The sequence below is a fragment of the Janthinobacterium sp. 75 genome, assembly GCF_004365495.1.
Classification (GTDB): Bacteria; Pseudomonadota; Gammaproteobacteria; order Burkholderiales; family Burkholderiaceae_D; genus Janthinobacterium.
In genome coordinates this window covers 4760382-4776979 of sequence record NZ_SORD01000001.1, presented here as the reverse complement: position 1 = coordinate 4776979, position 16598 = coordinate 4760382, and the positions used below count along the sequence as shown (strand labels likewise).

Sequence of the window (16598 nt, the reverse complement as noted above, 5' to 3'; positions counted from 1 at the left end):
TATCGAGGTGGAATCGTGGGACACACAGCGCACAACAAGACCAAGTTGCTCAATCGCGTGAAGCGCATCCGCGGCCAAGTGGAAGGCCTGGAGCGGGGCCTGGAAGAGGGCCGCGACTGCGGCGAAGTGCTGCAGCTGATCGCCGCCGTGCGTGGCGCCGTGAATGGCCTGATGGCCGAAGTCATCGAAGAGCACTTGCGCGAGCACGTGGCCAGCCCCGATCTGGCCAGCGACGAGCGTGCCAGGGGCGCCGACGACATCGCGGGCATCCTGCGCACCTACCTCAAATAATCATCGGAGAGACCAGCATGAAACTGCAACATATCGAGGAAGACCTCTCCGCCTGGCAGCACGAACACGTCTTTGGCGGGGCCAGCGACAAGGCGGAACGCCGCGCGCGCATCGTCATGTGGATCACCCTGGCCACCATGGTGCTGGAAATCGTCGCCGGCTGGTGGTACAACTCCATGGCCCTGCTGGCCGATGGCTGGCATATGAGTTCGCACGCGCTGGCCATCGGCCTGGCCGCCTTTGCGTATGCGGCCGCGCGCCGCTATGCGCGCGATCCCCGCTTTGCTTTCGGCACGTGGAAGATCGAAGTGCTGGCCGGCTACACCAGCGCCATCCTGCTGCTGGGCGTGGCCGTGCTGATGGTGGCCGCTTCCGTCGAGCGCCTGTTCTCGCCGCAGCCCATCCACTATCCGCAGGCGATGGCGGTGGCGGCCTTCGGCCTGCTGGTGAATCTGGTGTGCGCGCTGATCCTCGGCGGGCACCACGACCACGAGCATCACCATGGTCACGGCCACGATCATCATGATCACCACGGTCATCACGACCACCATGGCCATGGCGAAGACCTGAACATGAAGGCCGCGTACATCCACGTGCTGGCCGACGCCGCCACCTCCGTGCTGGCCATCCTTGCGCTGGGCGGCGCGTGGGCTTACGGCTGGCGCTGGCTCGATCCCGTGATGGGCATCGTCGGTGCCATACTGGTGGCCCTGTGGGCGAAAAAGCTGATGCACGAGACGGGCAAGGTCCTGCTGGACCGCGAGATGGATCACCCCGTGGTGGAGGAAATCCGCGAGGCGGTAGAAGTGGAAAACGCCGGCGACACGCCGCGCATCGTCGACCTGCACGTCTGGAGAGTCGGCAGGCAGCTGTACTCGTGCGCCTTGTCCGTCGTCAGCCGCGATCCCTCGCTGACAGGTGCCAAGCTGCGCGCGCGCATCGGCATCCACGAGGAAATTGTCCACAGCACCATCGAGATTATTCGTCGAGCTTGACAATGATGGCGAAAAAAGCGCGCTGATACGGGGCGTAGGCACTATACTGTCGGCTTTTACAGCACACGCTGTTCACCAGACAGAGAAGAAAATGAGCACATTACCACCATGCCCGCAATGCAAATCCGAATTCACGTATGAAGACGGCAGCCAGTTGATCTGCCCTGAATGCGCGCATGAATGGTCGGCCACGGCAGGCGAAGCGGCGGAAGAGGGCGCCAGGGTGTACCGCGATTCGGCCGGCAACATCCTGCAGGATGGCGACACGGTCAGCGTCATCAAGGACTTGAAATTGAAGGGTGGCGGCGGTGTCGTCAAGATGGGCACCAAGGTCAAGAACATCCGCCTGGTCGACAGCGACCACGATATCGACTGCAAGATCGACGGCTTCGGTTCCATGAGCCTGAAGACGGAATTCGTCAAGAAGGTGTAACGCTTTTACCCGTAACACGGCGCGCTGGCTTCATTCCTGCGCGCCGTTTTTTTATTCAGAATCCATGCAAATCGATCATCTCCGCCAGCGCCTGCGCGCGCTGGGCGCCAAGCCCCTGCACGAACAGCGCGTGCTGCGCGACTGGATACAGGGTCAGCCGCACGACCAGGGCCGGCGCCGCGCCGAAGACTTTTTGCCGCTGCCCGTGCGCGAGGCTTTGCCTGCGCTCGACCTCGAATTACAGGGCATGCTGAAGTTGCTCAGCACCCATCCGGGCGCCGACGGGTCCGCGCGCCTGCTGGTGGGGCTGCACGACGGCCAGACGGTGGAAAGCGTGCTGCTGCCGCGCGACGGCCTGTGCGTATCGAGCCAGGTCGGTTGCGCTGTCGGCTGCCAGTTCTGCATGACGGGCCGCGACGGCTTGATCCGCCAGGTGACCAGCGGCGAGATCGTGGCACAGGTGGTACTGGCGCGCACCCTGCGCCCCGTGAAAAAAGTCGTCTTCATGGGCATGGGTGAACCGGCGCATAACCTGAACAATGTGATGGAAGCGATCGAACTGCTGGGCACCGAGGGCAATATCGGCCACAAGAACCTGGTGTTTTCCACGGTGGGCGACCCGCGCGCCTTCGAGCGCCTGCCGCAAGGGCGCGTCAAGCCGGCGCTGGCCCTGTCCCTGCATACGACCAAGCCGGATCTGCGCGAACAGCTGCTGCCGCGCGCGCCAAAGTTGTCGCCGCGCGAACTGGTGGACTTCGGCGAATCGTATGCGCGCCTCACCAGCTACCCGGTGCAATATCAATGGACCCTGATGGAAGGCGTGAACGATGGCGATGACGAGATGGACGGCATCGTGGCGCTCCTGAAGGGCAAGTACGCCGTGCTTAACATGATCCCGTACAACACCATCGATGACTTGCCGTTCAAGCGCCCCAGCTGGGAAAAGGCGCGCGCCATTGCCGCCGCCCTGCACGAGCGGGGGGTGCTGACCAAATTGCGCGATTCGGCCGGGCAGGATGTGGAGGGCGGCTGCGGGCAGTTGCGCGCACGCGCAGCAAAGGGCAAGAAAATGATCGAGATACACGTAGCGTAGAACCGGGGTCAGCGGCGTAGCGGCGTAGGTCGGATTAGCGGGAACCGCGTAATCCGACATTGCGAGGCCAACAATGGTGTCGGATGACGCTCCGCTAATCCGACCTACTCGGCTCACACCCCACCCAGCAAATCGTTTTCATTCAGGATTGCAAACGCGATCTCGGGATGCGCGGCCAGGCAGCGCCGCACGGCGGCCGGAATGGCGGCGCGCGTCTTGCGGCACAGGCCGGGTTGCTCCACCAGGCGTATCTGGAAGCCGCGCACGGTGCGCACTTCGCCGCCGCCCGGCGCGATCTGCAGTTCCACGCCCAGGTTCTTCTTCAGCAGCAGCTGCAGCTTCTGCAGCTGCGCATGCGTGGCGATGCCTTCGATGTGGGCCAGCAGGCGCTTTTCTTCCGTCAGGTTCAGTCGCAGGATGGCAACGTCTGTCTGCGGATCGTGCAGCAGCCGCTCGCGCTCGCAGTCGCACAGCTGCGGCGGGCACTCCTTGCGGACTTCAAAATCGACGATGCGCATGCTGGTATTCCAATGGCGATCCCGGATGAATCAAGTATCGTCCGCCACCTGGCGCGTGTCAATCAGCGCGGGCTGACGATCAGGCGCCAGCGGATGGCACCTTGCTCGCTGCTGTGCTGGTGATGGTTTTGCGGCGGCATGACGTGGCCTTCCGTGGACACAATTTCATGCGCGCAGCCATCGCAGCGATAGATGCCCGAATACGGCACGGCTTCGCCGGGCGAGGTCAGTTCATCGAAGCGTGGGTGCATGGAGCGGGCCACGTAGCTGGGGTTCTTGTAGTCGGCCATGGATTACTCGGGAAGTGGGTGGCCCCCATTCTGGCACACAATCGTGCGCGGCCTTGACCGCGTGTCTTGGCGTGCGCGCTACCCTGTGTTGTAATGTTGATCATCCCGATTGAGCGCGCAAGGCCATGAGAACCCGTATCAAGATTTGCTGCATCGCTTCCATCGACGAAGCGCAACTGGCGATTGCCGCCGGCGCCGATGCGCTGGGCCTGGTGGCCGCCATGCCGTCCGGCCCCGGCCCGATTCCCGACGCGCGCATCGCGCAGATCGCCGCCTGGACTCCGCCGCCCGTCGCCACGTTCTTGCTGACGTCCGAAACGACGGCGCAGCGCATTGTGGAACATGTGCGCGCCACGCAGCCGTCCACCGTGCAGATCGTCGGGCATATCGACCCAGGCGAAGCGGCGCAGCTGGCGCGCCTGCTGCCGCACGTGCGGCGCGTGCAGGTGATCCACGTGGAAGGGCCGGAGGCTTTGGCGCTGATTCCCGCCTACGCGCCCCATGTGCATGCCTTCCTGCTCGACTCGGGCCGCCCTGGCGCTGCCGTGCCGGAATTGGGCGGTACGGGCCGCCCGCACGACTGGTCCGTCAGCGCGCGCTTCGTGCGGGCCAGCCCCCGCCCTGTCTTCCTGGCCGGTGGGCTGGACGACACCAACGTGGCCGACGCGCTGCGCCAGGTACGCCCCTACGGCATCGACCTTTGCTCGCGCGTGCGCACCGACGGCAAGCTCGATGTGATGAAGCTGGCCTTGCTGATGGGGGCCGTGCGCGATGTGGATGCGGCACTGTACGCGGAAGGTTAAACGGCCGTTGCCAAGGCGTTCATCTCGCGCACGAACGCTTCTGTAAACGCGGCCACCATGCCGCTGGCGGCGCGTGGCGAGATCAGGCCCACGATGGAATGTGATTCTTCGTCCGGCAGCGCTATAAAACACACGCCGGGCGGCGCCACCAGGCGCATGCTGTCGGGGACGATGGCGATGCCCATGTTGGCCTCGATCAGGTTCAGCTGCGAGGTCTTGCGCGACAGGGCGCGCGCCGCCTTCGGAAAGAAGCCCTGCGCCAGGCAAAGGCCCGCCACCAGGTAGCTCAGGCCACCGCGGTCCTTGTGCGGGATCGAGACGAACGCTTCGTCGCGCAGGGCGGCAATCGTCGTGCGCTCCAGCGCGGCCAGCGGCGAGGCCGACGACACGGCCACCACCAGTTTTTCCGCAAACAGTTCGTGTACGACGATTTTGGCGTGCTTGCGCAAGGTGGGCAGGCGCACCAGGCCCAGGTCGGCGCGGCCTTCCTCGATATCGGCTGCCTGGTTTTCCGACGATCCCTTTGATATATCCAGCGAAACGCCTGGAAACTGCGCCAGCAGGCGGTTCAGCACGGCGCCGATGGCGGGCGTGAGGGTGACGGAACTTGAATGCAGCAGGCGGATGATGCCTTGCGCGCCTTGCCCTACATGGCGGGTCTGGCGCACGGTTTCGTCGATGTCTTCGAGGATGCGTTTGGCGCGTTCATAAAATACCTGGCCCGCCGGCGTCAGTTCGATGTGGCGCGCGTCGCGCGTCAGCAGCAGCGCTTGCACCTCGCCTTCCAGCTCCTTGATCTGCCGGCTCAGGGCCGACTGCGCGATATACAGCTTTTCCGCCGCACGCGAGTAGCTGCCCGCATCGACGATTTCGACAAAATAGCGGAACTGTCTGATGGAAATCAATCGTATGCCTTTTCGAGATCGGTGACTGCCTGATTTGATATTAGCCTTGCCCCGGCGTTCAGGCTACAGTGGATTGCTCTGCTGTCACTGCAAAGGAAAGGCCATGCTGGAATTGATCGGGGTGCTGGGTTTGCTCGTCAGTATTATCGCAAAACTGATTTTCGTCCAGATCGGTGGAGCTGATGATGGCAAGGAGGATTGAGAGGGAATCAACCCAACGGCGTAAAGCTGGGGTCAGACCCGTCGGGTCTGACCCCGGATTGTCGCTAACATAGCCACGAAATTTTGCGGCGTCTCCACGGCTTGCAAATGACAATCCAATGCTATCCCGTCCCACTCCATCAATTGTAAACCCGCGCACTTGAGCGCCGCTTCGCGCGCCGTCCAGGCCCGTGCCAGCGCTGCGGGGCGCAGGGAGGCGGGGCCGGCGGCCAGTTCCTGCGCTACCTGCGACCCCAGGTAATCGCGCGCCAGATTCGCCCAGTCGGCAATGTCTTGCACGCGCATCACGTCGATGCCGACAGCGCCATGCAGGTGGATTGCGGCCAGCGACATTCCCTCGTCATGGGTCAATGACAAACCTGCTGTGCGGCCGGCCAGCAGCAGGCGGGGAGGAGCGCCCGGCGTCGACTCCAGCGAGACTGCCTCGCTGTTCAACTTCAGCCACTGCGCCGCCGCTTCCCGCACGGCGGCGCGGATGCGCAGGCGGGCTTCGGCGCGCGGCAGGACGGCGGCGATGCCGATCACCAGCACGCCGTCGCCCGACCAGAGCACCGTTGAATCCATCAGCTGCGCAGTGGCGCCGCCGGGCAACCGGCCCAGTTGCTGCCAGCTGGGATGTGTTCGCCCTTCATCACCAGGGTCAAGGGACCCAGGCGCGCATTGTCGCCCACCTTGGCGCTGTACAGCACGGAGCTGCGCGGGCCCATGTAGACGCGCTGGCCGATCTCCACGTGGTCGATCTTCATCACGCGGTCTTCAAACAAATGCGTTTGCGGGCAGGTCAGCGCGTTCAATTCGCTGTAGTCGCCGATATGCACGCAGTCGAATTCCGTAATGTCCGTCGTGTCCATGTAGACGCCGCGGCCGATCTTGCAGCCGAACAGGCGGAAGGCCAGTGGCAGCCACGGCGTGCCGCGCAGGTAGCGCATGAAGTTGGGCACGGCGATGCCTTCATACAGGTTGGTCACGCCTTCCGAAATCCACACGAACGGCGTCCACATGGGCGCCGCATGCTTGCGGTAGCGTCCCAGCAGCAGCCACTTGAACAGCACGACCACCAAAAAATTGCCGATACCGTAGGCGATGCCGGCGATGGCCAGGTCGCCCACCACTTCGCCCCAGCGCCCGGCGCCCGCGATCGGCATCACGTCCAGCACCAGGGTGTAGCCGACGGCAATCACCACCGCGTGCGGCGCGACGATGCGGAAGGCTTCGATCAGGCTGCGGCCCAGGCGGCGCAGGATGGATGGCTTGAAGGTCAGGTGTTCCGCAAAACCGCTGACCTGTTCGCGCGCAGGCAGGTGCATGGGCGGAGAACCGAGCCAGGTATCGCCACTGTGCATCTGCGCATTGCGCGGCGCATGCGTGTGCACGCCGATCAGCACGTGCTCGGGCAGCACGGTGCCGTCCGGGATATAGCTGCCGTTGCCGACAAAGCTGCGGTGCGAGATGACGGTGGGGCGCATGGTCATCCAGCCGCCGTCGATCTGCTCGTCGCCCAGCATGACGGCGTCGGCGATAAAGGTGTCGTCACCCAGGGTCAGCATGTCGGGCACCACGCCCAGGGCCGTGGAAATCTCGGCGCCCTTGCCCACCTTGGCGCCCAACAGGCGGTACCAGTATGGGGCGTACACGGTGGCGTAGATGCCGTGCAGGACGTTCAGGCTCGATTCCTGGATATGGCTGACCAGCCACTTGGCGCAATAGATATTGCTGTGCACGGGCGAGCTGCCCGGCTTCAAACGGGGCAGCGCGCTCCAGCGGATGGCGGCCGACAGCAGGGCCGTCAGCACGATCAGCACGGCGCTGGCGGGGAAGGCCAGCAGGAAGTAGCGAGCCAGCTGGGTCGTCACGTCGCGCCCCTGCAGCCACGGCATCATTTCGCGTTCGTCGAACCAGTCGATCAGCACGAAGCTGGGGAAAACGGGCATGAAGAACAGCACGGCGATGAGGACCATGCCAAAGCAGAAAAACAGGGTTTCGCCCGTCAGGCGCAGGCGCGAGACGGCGGGGCGGGGCGGCTGGCTGGCAGGATCGTAAGGGCCGATGTCGCGCGCGGGCGAACCCGTATAGACGCGGCCGTCCGGCACGAAGGCGCCGTCGGCCAGCGCCGATTGACCCTCCAGGTGGCCGAAGGCGCCCACCCTGGTATTGCCTTCCAAAATCGCATAGGAACTGATGCAGGCATCGTCGCCGATGCTGATGCGGCCCAGCAGCAAACGGCCCCGCTCGACCCTGGCGTTTTCAAAGTTGACGGCATTGCCCACACTGACGTTGTCGCCGATGGACAGCAGGTCGGGCGCGCGCAGGGTCATCGAGCCGATGACCACTTCCTTGCCCACTTTCGCGCCCAGCGCGCGCAGCCACCAGCTGTTCAGAGACGAGCCGCTGAGCAGATACGCGGGCGCCGATTCGACCAGTCGGTCGGCCAGCCACCAGCGGTAATAGGTGATGCCCCACAGCGGATAGCTGCCCGGTTTCAAACGCCCCGCGATCAGCCACTTGCCGGCAATCGCGATGGCAAATTCGGCCAGGGTCGCCAGCAGGAACACGCCGATGGAGGCGGCGATGGCGCGCGGCACGGTATCTCCCGTGTCGCCCGTGAAGAAGTGGTAGGTGAAAAACGGCGCCATCCACTGCGCCATGCGCAAGGTGACGAGGCCCGGCACGGCGGCCGCCTGCGCCGCGCCGCAGATCCAGCGTTTCAGGGTCGACGGCGGTGTCCACTCCGCTTCCGGCGTGGCAAGCGCGGGCGCTTCGTTCAGCACGGCGGCGATCTTGCCGATCTGGCGATTGTGATAAATATCGCGCACCGTCATGTGGGCGTAAGCCGGATTTGCGCGCAGGGCGGAGGCCAGGCGCGCGGCCAGGAAGGAGTGGCCTCCAAGGTCGCTGAAGAAGTCCAGCTGGCGCCGTATCGGCTGGCCAGGGAAGAGTGTCGCCAGCGCCGCGAACAGGGCCGCTTCGGCGGGGGTTTCCGGCACGTCCGATTCACCCGCTTCGCCAGCCGGTGGTGCGGACAGCGGCATGGCCTTCAGGGCCTTCCTGTCGATTTTTCCCGAAGTCAGGCGCGGCATCAGCGGCAGGAGCTCGAAGCGGCCAGGCACCATATATGGCGGCAAATGCAGGTTCAATGCGCTGCGCAGGGTTTTCGCCGTCAGTGCATCGTCGGGTGCATCGTCGCTGGCGACGATGTAGGCTACCAGCTGGTCGATACCGTCATCCTTGCGCAACAATACGGCCACCGTTCCCACGCCGGGCTGCTGCGCCAGCACGGCCTCAATCTCGCCCAGTTCCACGCGAAAGCCGCGGATCTTCACCTGGTCGTCGGCGCGGCCCAGGCACAGCACCTGGCCGTCGGCATCGATGCGGGCCAGGTCGCCCGTGCGGTACAGGCGCGCATCATCTTCGTTTGTCGCCCACGGGTTGGGCAGGAATTTTTCCACTGTCAGGTCGGGCCGGCCCAGATAACCCTCGGCCAGGCCGGGACCGATGATGCACAATTCCCCCGTTTCGCCGCGTGGCAGCAGGGCCAGGGGGCGGTTTTCTCCCGGCTCGGCCACCTGCAGCACCAGCAAGCCATAGTTGGGTAGCGGCGTGCCGATGGTGACAGGTTCACCGGGCCGCAGGCGCGCCAGGCTGCATGACACTGTCGCCTCGGTGGGGCCATAGGTGTTGAACATGGCGCGGCCAGGGCGCGACCAGCGCTCGACCAGCGATTCCGGGCACATCTCGCCGCCCAGGTTGATCAGGCGCAGACTGGGCACCTCTTCGGCGAACAGGGCCAGCAAGGTCGGCACCGCATGGAGAACAGTTACCTTGTTCTCGGCCAGCGCGCGCGGCAAGGCTTCCGGGTCACCCGAGATATCCTTGGGTCCCAGCCACAGGGTGGCGCCCACCAGGTAGGCGATCCAGATTTCTTCGAACGACATGTCGAAGGCGACGGAAAAGCCCTGGTAGACGGTGTCGGCCTGCGTCACTTCCAGCACGGCGTTTTCGCTGCGCAGGAAGTGGCAGATGCTGCGCTGATTGATCAATATGCCCTTGGGCTTGCCCGTGGAGCCGGAGGTGTAGATTACATACGCCGGGTGTTCGGGCAGCACGGCGCCGCGCGCGGGCAAGTGTTCGCCCGGTGCGGCGGGGGCCAGCAGGCTTTCCGCCGTCCATACGGGGCGTTTAATGCCAGCATCAGACAGGCGCGGCGCGAACTGCGTACAGCTGACGACGCCAGCGCCATTGGCGTCATCGAGGCACACCTGCAGGCGCTCGACGGGCGTGTCTTCATCGACGGGCAGCCAGGCGGCACCCGCCTTGGCAATCGCCGCCTGCATCAGCAGCAGAGGGGCCCCGCGCGGCAGCCACAGGCCCACGATGTCGCCGGGCTTGACGCCGGCCGCCACCAGGCGCGACGCGGCCAGACCCGCCTGGGCATCGAGTTCCGCATACGTGATGCGGCGCTCGCCATCGATCAGGGCGATCTGTCCAGGGCAGCGGCGGGCGGTCGCTTCGAGCAGGTCGGCCAGCACTTCCTCGCGCAGCAGATCCGGTCGCGGCGGGCCGTACAGGATATCGGCGTGGGTGGAAGGGATGCCTGGGCTGACTGCGGTGAAATCGTTCATGGATGACGCTTATCTGTAATGCTGTGTGAGGAATCTGACGGGCTGCACGTGGTGCGCAACACAGTTGATACATTACAGCACGCAAGACTTTTCAGCGTTGCAGAACGGGTAATTTTGTGGGGCTTTCAGCAATTATGTGGCGACTAGCTCAATTGCCATGATTACGGAATGTAAAACGGGGAAACATGGCGCCGATTTGCGCCACGGTGCGCGCCGCAGGATAGCCGTGCAGGGGGCGCCCGGCCAGCGCCGTATCCAGGCAGCCTTCGGCGCGGAACTGCTGCAGCACGTAGTTGTCGACGCCTTTGGCGGCCAGGGTGGTGGCCAGGGCCAGCAGCTGTTCGTCCGGCAGCAAGTCCGGGTGGGTGGTGGTGCGGCATTCGTAGGCGACGCCGCTGGCGAGGATGGCGTCCAGGCAGGCGCGCGCCGGGTCGCCGCTGCCGGCCACGCGGGTCACATGACGATAGTCGGCAAACGGCGCCTTGATGTCGAAGCCCACCCAATCGACCAGGGGCAGCACTTCCTGCAGGCGCTGCGGATAGATGCAAGCCGTGTGCAGGCCGACGCCGAACCCCAGTTCCCTGACGTCCTGCATGGCGCGCGCCAGCGCCGGGTCCATGCACGCCTCGCCGCCGCTGAAGACGACGGCGTCGACCAGGCCCACGCGGCGGCGCAGCCAGGTCAGTACGTCCTGCCAGGGCATGGTGCCCTGCGGCGTGCGCGTCTGCAGATGGGGATTGTGGCAATAGCCGCAACGCCAGGGGCAGCCCTGCACGAAGACCACGGCGGCCAGTTTGCCCGGGTAGTCGGTGGCGGAAAAGGGCGTCAGGCCGCCCACTTTCAACTCAGCCATGGCAGGCGGGCTGGCCAAGCCGGGCGCTCGCTTCCGTAAAATACTGGCGCTCGTGGAATTCGCCCTGCTTGCCGATGTTGAACGAGGCGACAGGACGGTGGTAGCCCATCACGCGGGTCCAGATTTCGCAGCGCTGGCGTTCGGTGTCGAGCAGGGTGATGGCGGGAGTGAAGTCGGGACGTGCATTCATGGCGTTTCCTCAAGTGATGGAGCAGGGTGGGCTTGCTTGCGGGCGATCAGTTCCGCGTCGCAGGTGGGGCAGAATTCATGTTTGCCGGCCAGGTAGCCATGGCGCGGACAGATGGAAAACGTGGGCGTGACCGTGATGTAGGGCAGCGAAAAGCGGCTCAGGGCGCGTTTCACCAGTTCGCGGCAGGCATTCGCGTCCGACAGCGCTTCCGTCATGTACAGGTGCAGCACCGTGCCGCCCGTGTACTTGCGCTGCAGCGCGTCCTGCAATTCCAGCGCCTCGAACGGGTCGTCCGTGTGGCCCACGGGCAGCTGCGACGAGTTCGTGTAATACGGGTTGTCGACGGTGCCGGCCTGCAGGATGGCGGGATAGCGCTTGCGGTCTTCGCGGGCAAAGCGGTAGGTGGTGCCCTCGGCCGGCGTCGCTTCCAGGTTATACATATGGCCCGTTTCTTCCTGGAATTGCACCATGCGGGCGCGCACGTGGTCGAGCAGGCGCACGGCCAGCGCATGGCCTTCCGGTGCCGTGATGTCGTAAGCGTCGCCGCTGAAATTGCGGATCATTTCATTGATGCCGTTCACGCCCAGAGTGGAAAAGTGATTGCGCAGGGTACCCAGGTAACGCTTCGTGTAGGGAAACAGGCCTTGCTGCATCAATTCCTCGATGGTGCTGCGCTTGATTTCCAGGCTGGTCTTGCCCAGTTCCAGCAGGCGGTCCAGGTCCGCCATCAACGCCGCTTCGTCGCCGCGCCACAAATGGCCCAGGCGCGCGCAGTTGATGGTCACCACGCCCAGGGAGCCCGTCTGCTCGGCGGAACCGAACAGGCCATTGCCCCGTTTCAGCAGTTCGCGCAAGTCCAGTTGCAATCGGCAGCACATGGAGCGGATCATGTTCGGCTTGAGTTCCGAATTGATGAAATTCTGGAAGTAGGGCAGGCCGTAGCGGGCTGTCATCTCGAACAGGCGTTCGGCATTTTCGCTATGCCAGTCGAAATCCTCGGTGATGTTATAGGTGGGGATGGGGAAGGTGAAGACGCGGCCTTTGGCGTCGCCCGCCATCATGATCTCGATGTAGGCGCGGTTGATCATGTCCATCTCCGCCTGCAGCTCGCCATAGCTGAAGTCCATCTCCTGGCCGGCGATGACGGGAATCTGCTCGCGCAGGTCGTCCGGGCAGACCCAGTCGAAGGTGAGGTTGGTAAACGGCGTCTGCGTGCCCCAGCGCGATGGCACGTTGAGGTTGAAGATCAGCTCCTGCATATGCTGGCGCACGTCTTCGTAGCGCAGGCTGTCCTTGCGGATGTAGGGTGCCATGTAGGTGTCGAAGGAGCTGAACGCCTGGGCGCCGGCCCATTCATTTTGCAGGGTGCCCAGAAAATTGACGATCTGGCCGATGGCGCTCGACATGTGTTTCGGCGGACCCGATTCGATCTTGCCCGGCACGCCATTCAAGCCTTCATGCAGCAGGGTGCGCAGCGACCAGCCGGCGCAATAGCCGGCCAGCATGTCGAGGTCGTGGATGTGCAGCGCCGCTTCGCGGTGCGCCGCGCCCACTGCCGGCGGATACACCTGGTCCAGCCAGTAGTTGGCGATGACCTTGCCCGACACATTGAGGATCAGTCCACCCAGGGAATACCCCTGGTTGGCATTGGCGTTCACGCGCCAGTCGCGCCGTTCCAGGTATTCATTGATGGACGCGGCGACATCGACCTGGCCGCGTGTGGGGGAAACTGCATTCGTCGTCATGAAACCTCCAATAAACACAACATGCGGTGTTTTTATGAAGGTTATCCACTAAATGTAGTGCGGTCAAAGGTGGCGTGCAAGCGATTCGCATATCCTTGATCCAGGTGAAAAAACCACCTCAGCCGGTTTTGTTCCAGCGTGTTTCGCGCAGGATCAGCCAGCTCGCGCAAAAGAACGCGGCGCCGCAGGCGGCGATGCTGGCGACGGAGGCGGGCAGCACGTGGGTCCAGATTTCCAGCGGCGTATAGGTGCTCCAGCTGGCCACGCGCGCGTCGAACGTGGCGTAGTTCGCCAGCAGCCAGTAGATGGCCAGCAGGCCCGTGCAGATGGCGGCCTGACGCAGCAGCGGCATTTGACGGCGCGCGAACACGGCCAGCAGGAACAGCAGCAGCACGCCCGGATAGGCGCCCAGTACTTCCGGCGACAGCACGGAGATGGTCCCTGCGTCATAGCCATCGGTCGGGCCGGCCCACTGCACTTGCAGCGCGGTGAGGAACAGGGTCAGAAGGAAAATCAGCAGCGGTTTGCGGGTCATGGTGGGAACTGAAACAGGAGGAAAGATGGGCATTTTACAGCCAGGTCAAGCAAGTTGAAGGTGCGCCAGCCATGCATGCATTCCTTCACCTGCGTCAAGGACTGGGCGGCATGGGCGGGGCTATAGTCTGCACCCTGAGCCGATACAGGACTGTGAACATCATGATGCTTGAATCAACCACCGCCACCCGCGTGGCCGGACCGCTGGAACTGGTCTGCCCCGCCGGCAGCCTGCCTGCCTTGAAAGCGGCTGTCGACAATGGCGCCGATACCGTTTACCTGGGCTTTCGCGACGCCACCAATGCGCGCAATTTCGCCGGCCTCAATTTCGACGAGAAGGCCATCGCCGAAGGCGTGCGCTACGCCCACCAGTATGGACGCAAGGTGCTGCTGGCACTGAATACCTATCCGCAGCCGCACAGCTGGGCCGTGTGGCGCAGCGCCATCGACCGTGCCGCCGCGGCGGGCATCGACGCCATGATCGTCGCCGACCCGGGCCTTATGGCCTACGCGGCCCAGCACCAGCCGCAGCTGCGCCTGCATTTGTCTGTGCAGGGCTCGGCCACGAATTATGAAGCGATCAACTTCTATCACGAGCACTTCGGCATCGCCCGCGCCGTGCTGCCGCGCGTGCTGTCGATGGCGCAGGTGGAGCAATTGATCAGCAAGACGGAGGTGGAGATCGAAGTATTCGGCTTCGGCAGCCTGTGCGTGATGGTCGAAGGGCGCTGCGCACTATCGTCGTATGCGACGGGCGAGGCGCCGAATACGCACGGCGTGTGCTCGCCGGCGAAATCCGTGCGCTGGCTGGAAACGCCGAACGGTCTGGAATCGCGCCTGAACGGCGTGCTGATCGACCGCTATGCGCCAGGCGAAAACGCCAGCTATCCCACCCTGTGCAAGGGGCGTTTCGAAGTCAATGACGAAGAATATTACGCGATCGAGGAACCGGCCAGCCTGAACACCCTGGCGCTGCTGCCGCAACTGATCGCCATGGGCGTGCGCGCCGTGAAAATCGAAGGGCGCCAACGCAGTCCCGCCTACGTGGCCCAGGTCACGCGCGTGTGGCGCGAAGCGATCGACGCCTGCCGCGAAGGCAATCCACGCTATGCCGTCAAGCCGGGCTGGATGGCGGCCATGGACAAGCTGGCAGAAGGTCAGCAGCACACCTTGGGCGCTTATCATAGATCTTGGAAATAGAGGATGAACATGCTGAAGCTTTCTTTGGGTCCTTTGCTGTACTACTGGCCGCGCGCCACGGTCTTCGAGTTTTACCAGCAGATCGCCGGCACCGCCGTCGATATCGTGTATCTGGGCGAAACCGTGTGCTCGCGTCGGCATGAGCTGCGCCTGGCCGACTGGCTCGATATCGCCGACCTGCTGGCCGCTGCCGGCAAGGAGGTGGTGCTGTCGACGCAGGCGCTGATCGAGGCGGGCGCCGAACTGGCGACCCTGCGCCGCATCACGGGCAATGGCCGCTATACGGTCGAGGCCAACGACATGGGCGCCGTGCACTGCATGGAAAAGGGCGCGCCCTTTGTCGCCGGCCCCCATCTGAACTTGTTCAATGGCCCCAGCCTGCAACTGCTGGCGCGCCTGGGCGCGCGGCGCTGGGTGATGCCGCTGGAAATGGGGCAGACGGCGCTGGCCGAAATGCAGCGCCAGAAACCGGAAGGGCTGGAGACGGAAGTCTTTGCCTACGGCCGCATGCCGCTGGCGTTTTCCGCCCGCTGTTTCACGGCGCGCAACCGCAACCTGCCGAAGGACGATTGCGGCTATAGCTGCCTGGAAGAGCCGGACGGCCTGCTGCTGCGCACGCGCGACGAGGTGCCCTTCCTCGTACTGAATGGCACGCAGACGCAGTCGGCACTAGTCTATAACCTGGTGCGCGAACTCGACGCCATGCGCGACATGGGCGTGGCGGTGGCGCGTATCAGCCCGCAGGCGATGCATACGGAACAAGTCATCGCCATCTTTGACCGCGCCCGCCGCGGCCAGGTCAGCGGCGTGGGCGCCCAGGCCCAGCTGGCGGCCTGCCAGCCCGCCGGCGCCTGCGACGGCTACTGGCATGGCCAGCCCGGCATGGAACAGCACGCCGCCCATTGAACGCATTGAAAGGAAGCACCATGCAAGATCAACTGGAAAGACTGGCCGTCCCTGCCAAGCCTCCCACGAACAAGCCCGCCATGTCGTACCGGCTGCCCGAGCCGCTGGCCGAATTGCTGTCCAAGCTGCCGCCGTATCCCGCCTCCTGGCTGTTCGTGCAAGGCTTGAATCGCTTGCTGGCGCCGCAATTGCCCGACGATGTGCGCTGCAGCCTGGAAGGACGCAGCCTGCGCTTGCGCCTGTTGGACGCGGGCATCGCCTTCGATTTCGAGTGGCAGGGCACCGTGTTCGTGGCCGAGCGTTATGTGGACGTGCCGGACCTGTGCATCGCCGCCAGCGTGCACGATTTGATGCTGATGGCGCGGCGCCAGGAAGATCCGGACACGCTGTTCTTCAGCCGCCGCCTGAGCCTGGAAGGCGATACGGAGCTGGGCTTGCTGTTCAAGAATACGCTAGACGCCATCGAGCTGCCGCCATTCGACCTGCAGGCGCTGGGGCCGCGCCGCGTGCTGGCGCATCTGCGCGACCGGGGTGCGCGGGGAGGGTGAGCGGGGAGCTGGCGGCAGCAGGCGTTCAGTGGCGGCAGTGGCCGCAGGCGCCGCTGCACGAGGCCAGCTGTTCTACCGCCGTCGTCTCGCCCATGAAGCCGGCGTCATTGACGGCGGCCAGTAGGCGTTCCTGCGTGGCCAGCCGTTCGTCAAATTGCACCGTGGCACCGTGGCGCGCCAGAGAGACGCACACGGTGGCCACGCCGGTGACGGCTTCGAGCGCGCCCGTGAGCCTGTCGGCGCAGCCTTCGTGATCCATCCCGATAATATTCAAGCGCGCTGTTTGCATGGGTTCCTCTTGTTTTTCAAATAAAAAACAGCGTAGGCGAGGGGCGTGCATGCCGTCCAGAGCGGCACGCAAGATTTATTTTTTTATTTACGAGTTTATTGATCTGGATTAACTCCCACCCCTCTTGCTTGGTCCGAAGTTGTTGTTTTTGTTTACATAGTCTG

General features: G+C 64.2%; 18 protein-coding genes. 8 read left to right on the top strand and 10 right to left on the bottom strand.

The features are described from left to right. Positions 1-15: 15 nt before the first annotated feature. The 4 genes from C8C89_RS21740 (at position 16) to C8C89_RS21725 (ending at position 2812) form a co-directional block, all read left to right on the top strand. The gene (locus tag C8C89_RS21740) at positions 16-291 is read left to right on the top strand and encodes a metal/formaldehyde-sensitive transcriptional repressor (protein ID WP_101480585.1); all 276 of its coding nucleotides are present in this window, start codon (positions 16-18) and stop codon (positions 289-291) included. 17 nt (positions 292-308) lie between these two features. Then, positions 309-1286 (top strand): CDF family Co(II)/Ni(II) efflux transporter DmeF, encoded by a 978-nt coding sequence (gene dmeF, locus C8C89_RS21735; protein ID WP_101480586.1) that lies wholly within the window; start codon positions 309-311, stop codon positions 1284-1286. A 91-nt stretch (positions 1287-1377) separates the two neighbouring features. Beyond that, positions 1378-1719: a zinc ribbon domain-containing protein YjdM gene (locus C8C89_RS21730; RefSeq protein ID WP_071078124.1), complete on the top strand. Its 342-nt coding sequence runs from the start codon at positions 1378-1380 to the stop codon at positions 1717-1719. A gap of 64 nt (positions 1720-1783) precedes the next feature. Next, positions 1784-2812 carry an RNA methyltransferase gene (locus tag C8C89_RS21725; protein WP_101480587.1) on the top strand — a complete coding sequence of 343 codons (1029 nt, stop codon included), beginning with the start codon at positions 1784-1786 and terminating at the stop codon, positions 2810-2812. 113 nt (positions 2813-2925) lie between these two features. On the opposite strand, the gene C8C89_RS21720 is transcribed toward C8C89_RS21725, so the two are convergent. Both C8C89_RS21720 and C8C89_RS21715 read right to left on the bottom strand, forming a co-directional pair. Further along, the gene (locus tag C8C89_RS21720) at positions 2926-3330 is read right to left on the bottom strand and encodes a hypothetical protein (RefSeq protein WP_101480588.1); all 405 of its coding nucleotides are present in this window, start codon (positions 3328-3330) and stop codon (positions 2926-2928) included. Between the two features lie 62 nt (positions 3331-3392). After that, entirely contained in the window at positions 3393-3620 is a 228-nt protein-coding gene (locus tag C8C89_RS21715; RefSeq protein WP_070218305.1) for a hypothetical protein, read from the bottom strand. Between the two features lie 125 nt (positions 3621-3745). Between C8C89_RS21715 and C8C89_RS21710 the strand changes: the two genes are divergently transcribed. Further along, positions 3746-4423 carry a phosphoribosylanthranilate isomerase gene (locus C8C89_RS21710; protein ID WP_101480589.1) on the top strand — a complete coding sequence of 226 codons (678 nt, stop codon included), beginning with the start codon at positions 3746-3748 and terminating at the stop codon, positions 4421-4423. Here C8C89_RS21710 and C8C89_RS21705 read toward each other — a convergent pair. From C8C89_RS21705 to C8C89_RS21675, 7 genes are all read right to left on the bottom strand, one after another. Further along, a complete protein-coding gene (locus tag C8C89_RS21705) occupies positions 4420-5328 on the bottom strand; it encodes a LysR family transcriptional regulator (protein ID WP_133992504.1) in 909 nt (302 codons plus the stop codon). The genes C8C89_RS21710 and C8C89_RS21705 overlap by 4 nt on opposite strands. A 234-nt stretch (positions 5329-5562) precedes the next feature. Continuing rightward, positions 5563-6114, bottom strand: coding sequence for a 4'-phosphopantetheinyl transferase superfamily protein (locus tag C8C89_RS21700; protein ID WP_133992502.1), 552 nt, complete (start codon positions 6112-6114; stop codon positions 5563-5565). Then, positions 6114-10169, bottom strand: coding sequence for a Pls/PosA family non-ribosomal peptide synthetase (locus C8C89_RS21695; RefSeq protein WP_133992500.1), 4056 nt, complete (start codon positions 10167-10169; stop codon positions 6114-6116). The genes C8C89_RS21700 and C8C89_RS21695 overlap by 1 nt, the downstream gene beginning before the upstream one ends. A 148-nt stretch (positions 10170-10317) precedes the next feature. Further along, positions 10318-11022: an anaerobic ribonucleoside-triphosphate reductase activating protein gene (locus C8C89_RS21690; RefSeq protein WP_133992498.1), complete on the bottom strand. Its 705-nt coding sequence runs from the start codon at positions 11020-11022 to the stop codon at positions 10318-10320. Then, the gene (nrdD, locus tag C8C89_RS27550; protein WP_133992496.1) at positions 11015-11212 is read right to left on the bottom strand and encodes an anaerobic ribonucleoside-triphosphate reductase; all 198 of its coding nucleotides are present in this window, start codon (positions 11210-11212) and stop codon (positions 11015-11017) included. Before nrdD ends, C8C89_RS21690 begins: the two co-directional genes overlap by 8 nt. Beyond that, a complete protein-coding gene (locus C8C89_RS21680) occupies positions 11209-12957 on the bottom strand; it encodes a ribonucleoside triphosphate reductase (RefSeq protein ID WP_133992494.1) in 1749 nt (582 codons plus the stop codon). The genes nrdD and C8C89_RS21680 overlap by 4 nt, the downstream gene beginning before the upstream one ends. 118 nt (positions 12958-13075) lie before the next feature. After that, the gene (locus tag C8C89_RS21675; protein WP_133992492.1) at positions 13076-13492 is read right to left on the bottom strand and encodes a hypothetical protein; all 417 of its coding nucleotides are present in this window, start codon (positions 13490-13492) and stop codon (positions 13076-13078) included. A gap of 164 nt (positions 13493-13656) precedes the next feature. Between C8C89_RS21675 and C8C89_RS21670 the strand changes: the two genes are divergently transcribed. The 3 genes from C8C89_RS21670 to C8C89_RS21660 are packed head-to-tail and all read left to right on the top strand — an operon-like array spanning position 13657 to position 16145. Continuing rightward, positions 13657-14691 (top strand): peptidase U32 family protein, encoded by a 1035-nt coding sequence (locus tag C8C89_RS21670; RefSeq protein WP_101484456.1) that lies wholly within the window; start codon positions 13657-13659, stop codon positions 14689-14691. 9 nt (positions 14692-14700) lie between these two features. After that, positions 14701-15597 (top strand): U32 family peptidase, encoded by an 897-nt coding sequence (locus tag C8C89_RS21665; RefSeq protein ID WP_133992490.1) that lies wholly within the window; start codon positions 14701-14703, stop codon positions 15595-15597. A 20-nt stretch (positions 15598-15617) separates the two neighbouring features. Continuing rightward, positions 15618-16145 (top strand): SCP2 sterol-binding domain-containing protein, encoded by a 528-nt coding sequence (locus tag C8C89_RS21660; RefSeq protein WP_133992488.1) that lies wholly within the window; start codon positions 15618-15620, stop codon positions 16143-16145. A 25-nt stretch (positions 16146-16170) separates the two neighbouring features. On the opposite strand, the gene C8C89_RS21655 is transcribed toward C8C89_RS21660, so the two are convergent. Next, positions 16171-16434: a heavy-metal-associated domain-containing protein gene (locus C8C89_RS21655; protein WP_166674821.1), complete on the bottom strand. Its 264-nt coding sequence runs from the start codon at positions 16432-16434 to the stop codon at positions 16171-16173. Positions 16435-16598 lie beyond the last annotated feature (164 nt).

What these genes read in the sequence shown, in the direction of transcription:
- C8C89_RS21720 (WP_101480588.1), bottom strand. Translation starts at nt 3,330, where the DNA reads ATGCGCATCGTCGATTTTGAAGTCCGCAAGGAGTGCCCGCCGCAGCTG.
- C8C89_RS21700 (WP_133992502.1), bottom strand. Translation starts at nt 6,114, where the DNA reads ATGGATTCAACGGTGCTCTGGTCGGGCGACGGCGTGCTGGTGATCGGC.
- C8C89_RS21690 (WP_133992498.1), bottom strand. Translation starts at nt 11,022, where the DNA reads ATGGCTGAGTTGAAAGTGGGCGGCCTGACGCCCTTTTCCGCCACCGAC.
- C8C89_RS21680 (WP_133992494.1), bottom strand. Translation starts at nt 12,957, where the DNA reads ATGACGACGAATGCAGTTTCCCCCACACGCGGCCAGGTCGATGTCGCC.
- C8C89_RS21660 (WP_133992488.1), top strand. Translation starts at nt 15,618, where the DNA reads ATGCAAGATCAACTGGAAAGACTGGCCGTCCCTGCCAAGCCTCCCACG.
- C8C89_RS21710 (WP_101480589.1), top strand. Translation starts at nt 3,746, where the DNA reads ATGAGAACCCGTATCAAGATTTGCTGCATCGCTTCCATCGACGAAGCG.
- C8C89_RS21730 (WP_071078124.1), top strand. Translation starts at nt 1,378, where the DNA reads ATGAGCACATTACCACCATGCCCGCAATGCAAATCCGAATTCACGTAT.
- C8C89_RS21670 (WP_101484456.1), top strand. Translation starts at nt 13,657, where the DNA reads ATGCTTGAATCAACCACCGCCACCCGCGTGGCCGGACCGCTGGAACTG.
- nrdD (WP_133992496.1), bottom strand. Translation starts at nt 11,212, where the DNA reads ATGAATGCACGTCCCGACTTCACTCCCGCCATCACCCTGCTCGACACC.
- C8C89_RS21675 (WP_133992492.1), bottom strand. Translation starts at nt 13,492, where the DNA reads ATGACCCGCAAACCGCTGCTGATTTTCCTTCTGACCCTGTTCCTCACC.
- C8C89_RS21665 (WP_133992490.1), top strand. Translation starts at nt 14,701, where the DNA reads ATGCTGAAGCTTTCTTTGGGTCCTTTGCTGTACTACTGGCCGCGCGCC.
- dmeF (WP_101480586.1), top strand. Translation starts at nt 309, where the DNA reads ATGAAACTGCAACATATCGAGGAAGACCTCTCCGCCTGGCAGCACGAA.
- C8C89_RS21695 (WP_133992500.1), bottom strand. Translation starts at nt 10,169, where the DNA reads ATGAACGATTTCACCGCAGTCAGCCCAGGCATCCCTTCCACCCACGCC.
- C8C89_RS21655 (WP_166674821.1), bottom strand. Translation starts at nt 16,434, where the DNA reads ATGCAAACAGCGCGCTTGAATATTATCGGGATGGATCACGAAGGCTGC.
- C8C89_RS21715 (WP_070218305.1), bottom strand. Translation starts at nt 3,620, where the DNA reads ATGGCCGACTACAAGAACCCCAGCTACGTGGCCCGCTCCATGCACCCA.
- C8C89_RS21725 (WP_101480587.1), top strand. Translation starts at nt 1,784, where the DNA reads ATGCAAATCGATCATCTCCGCCAGCGCCTGCGCGCGCTGGGCGCCAAG.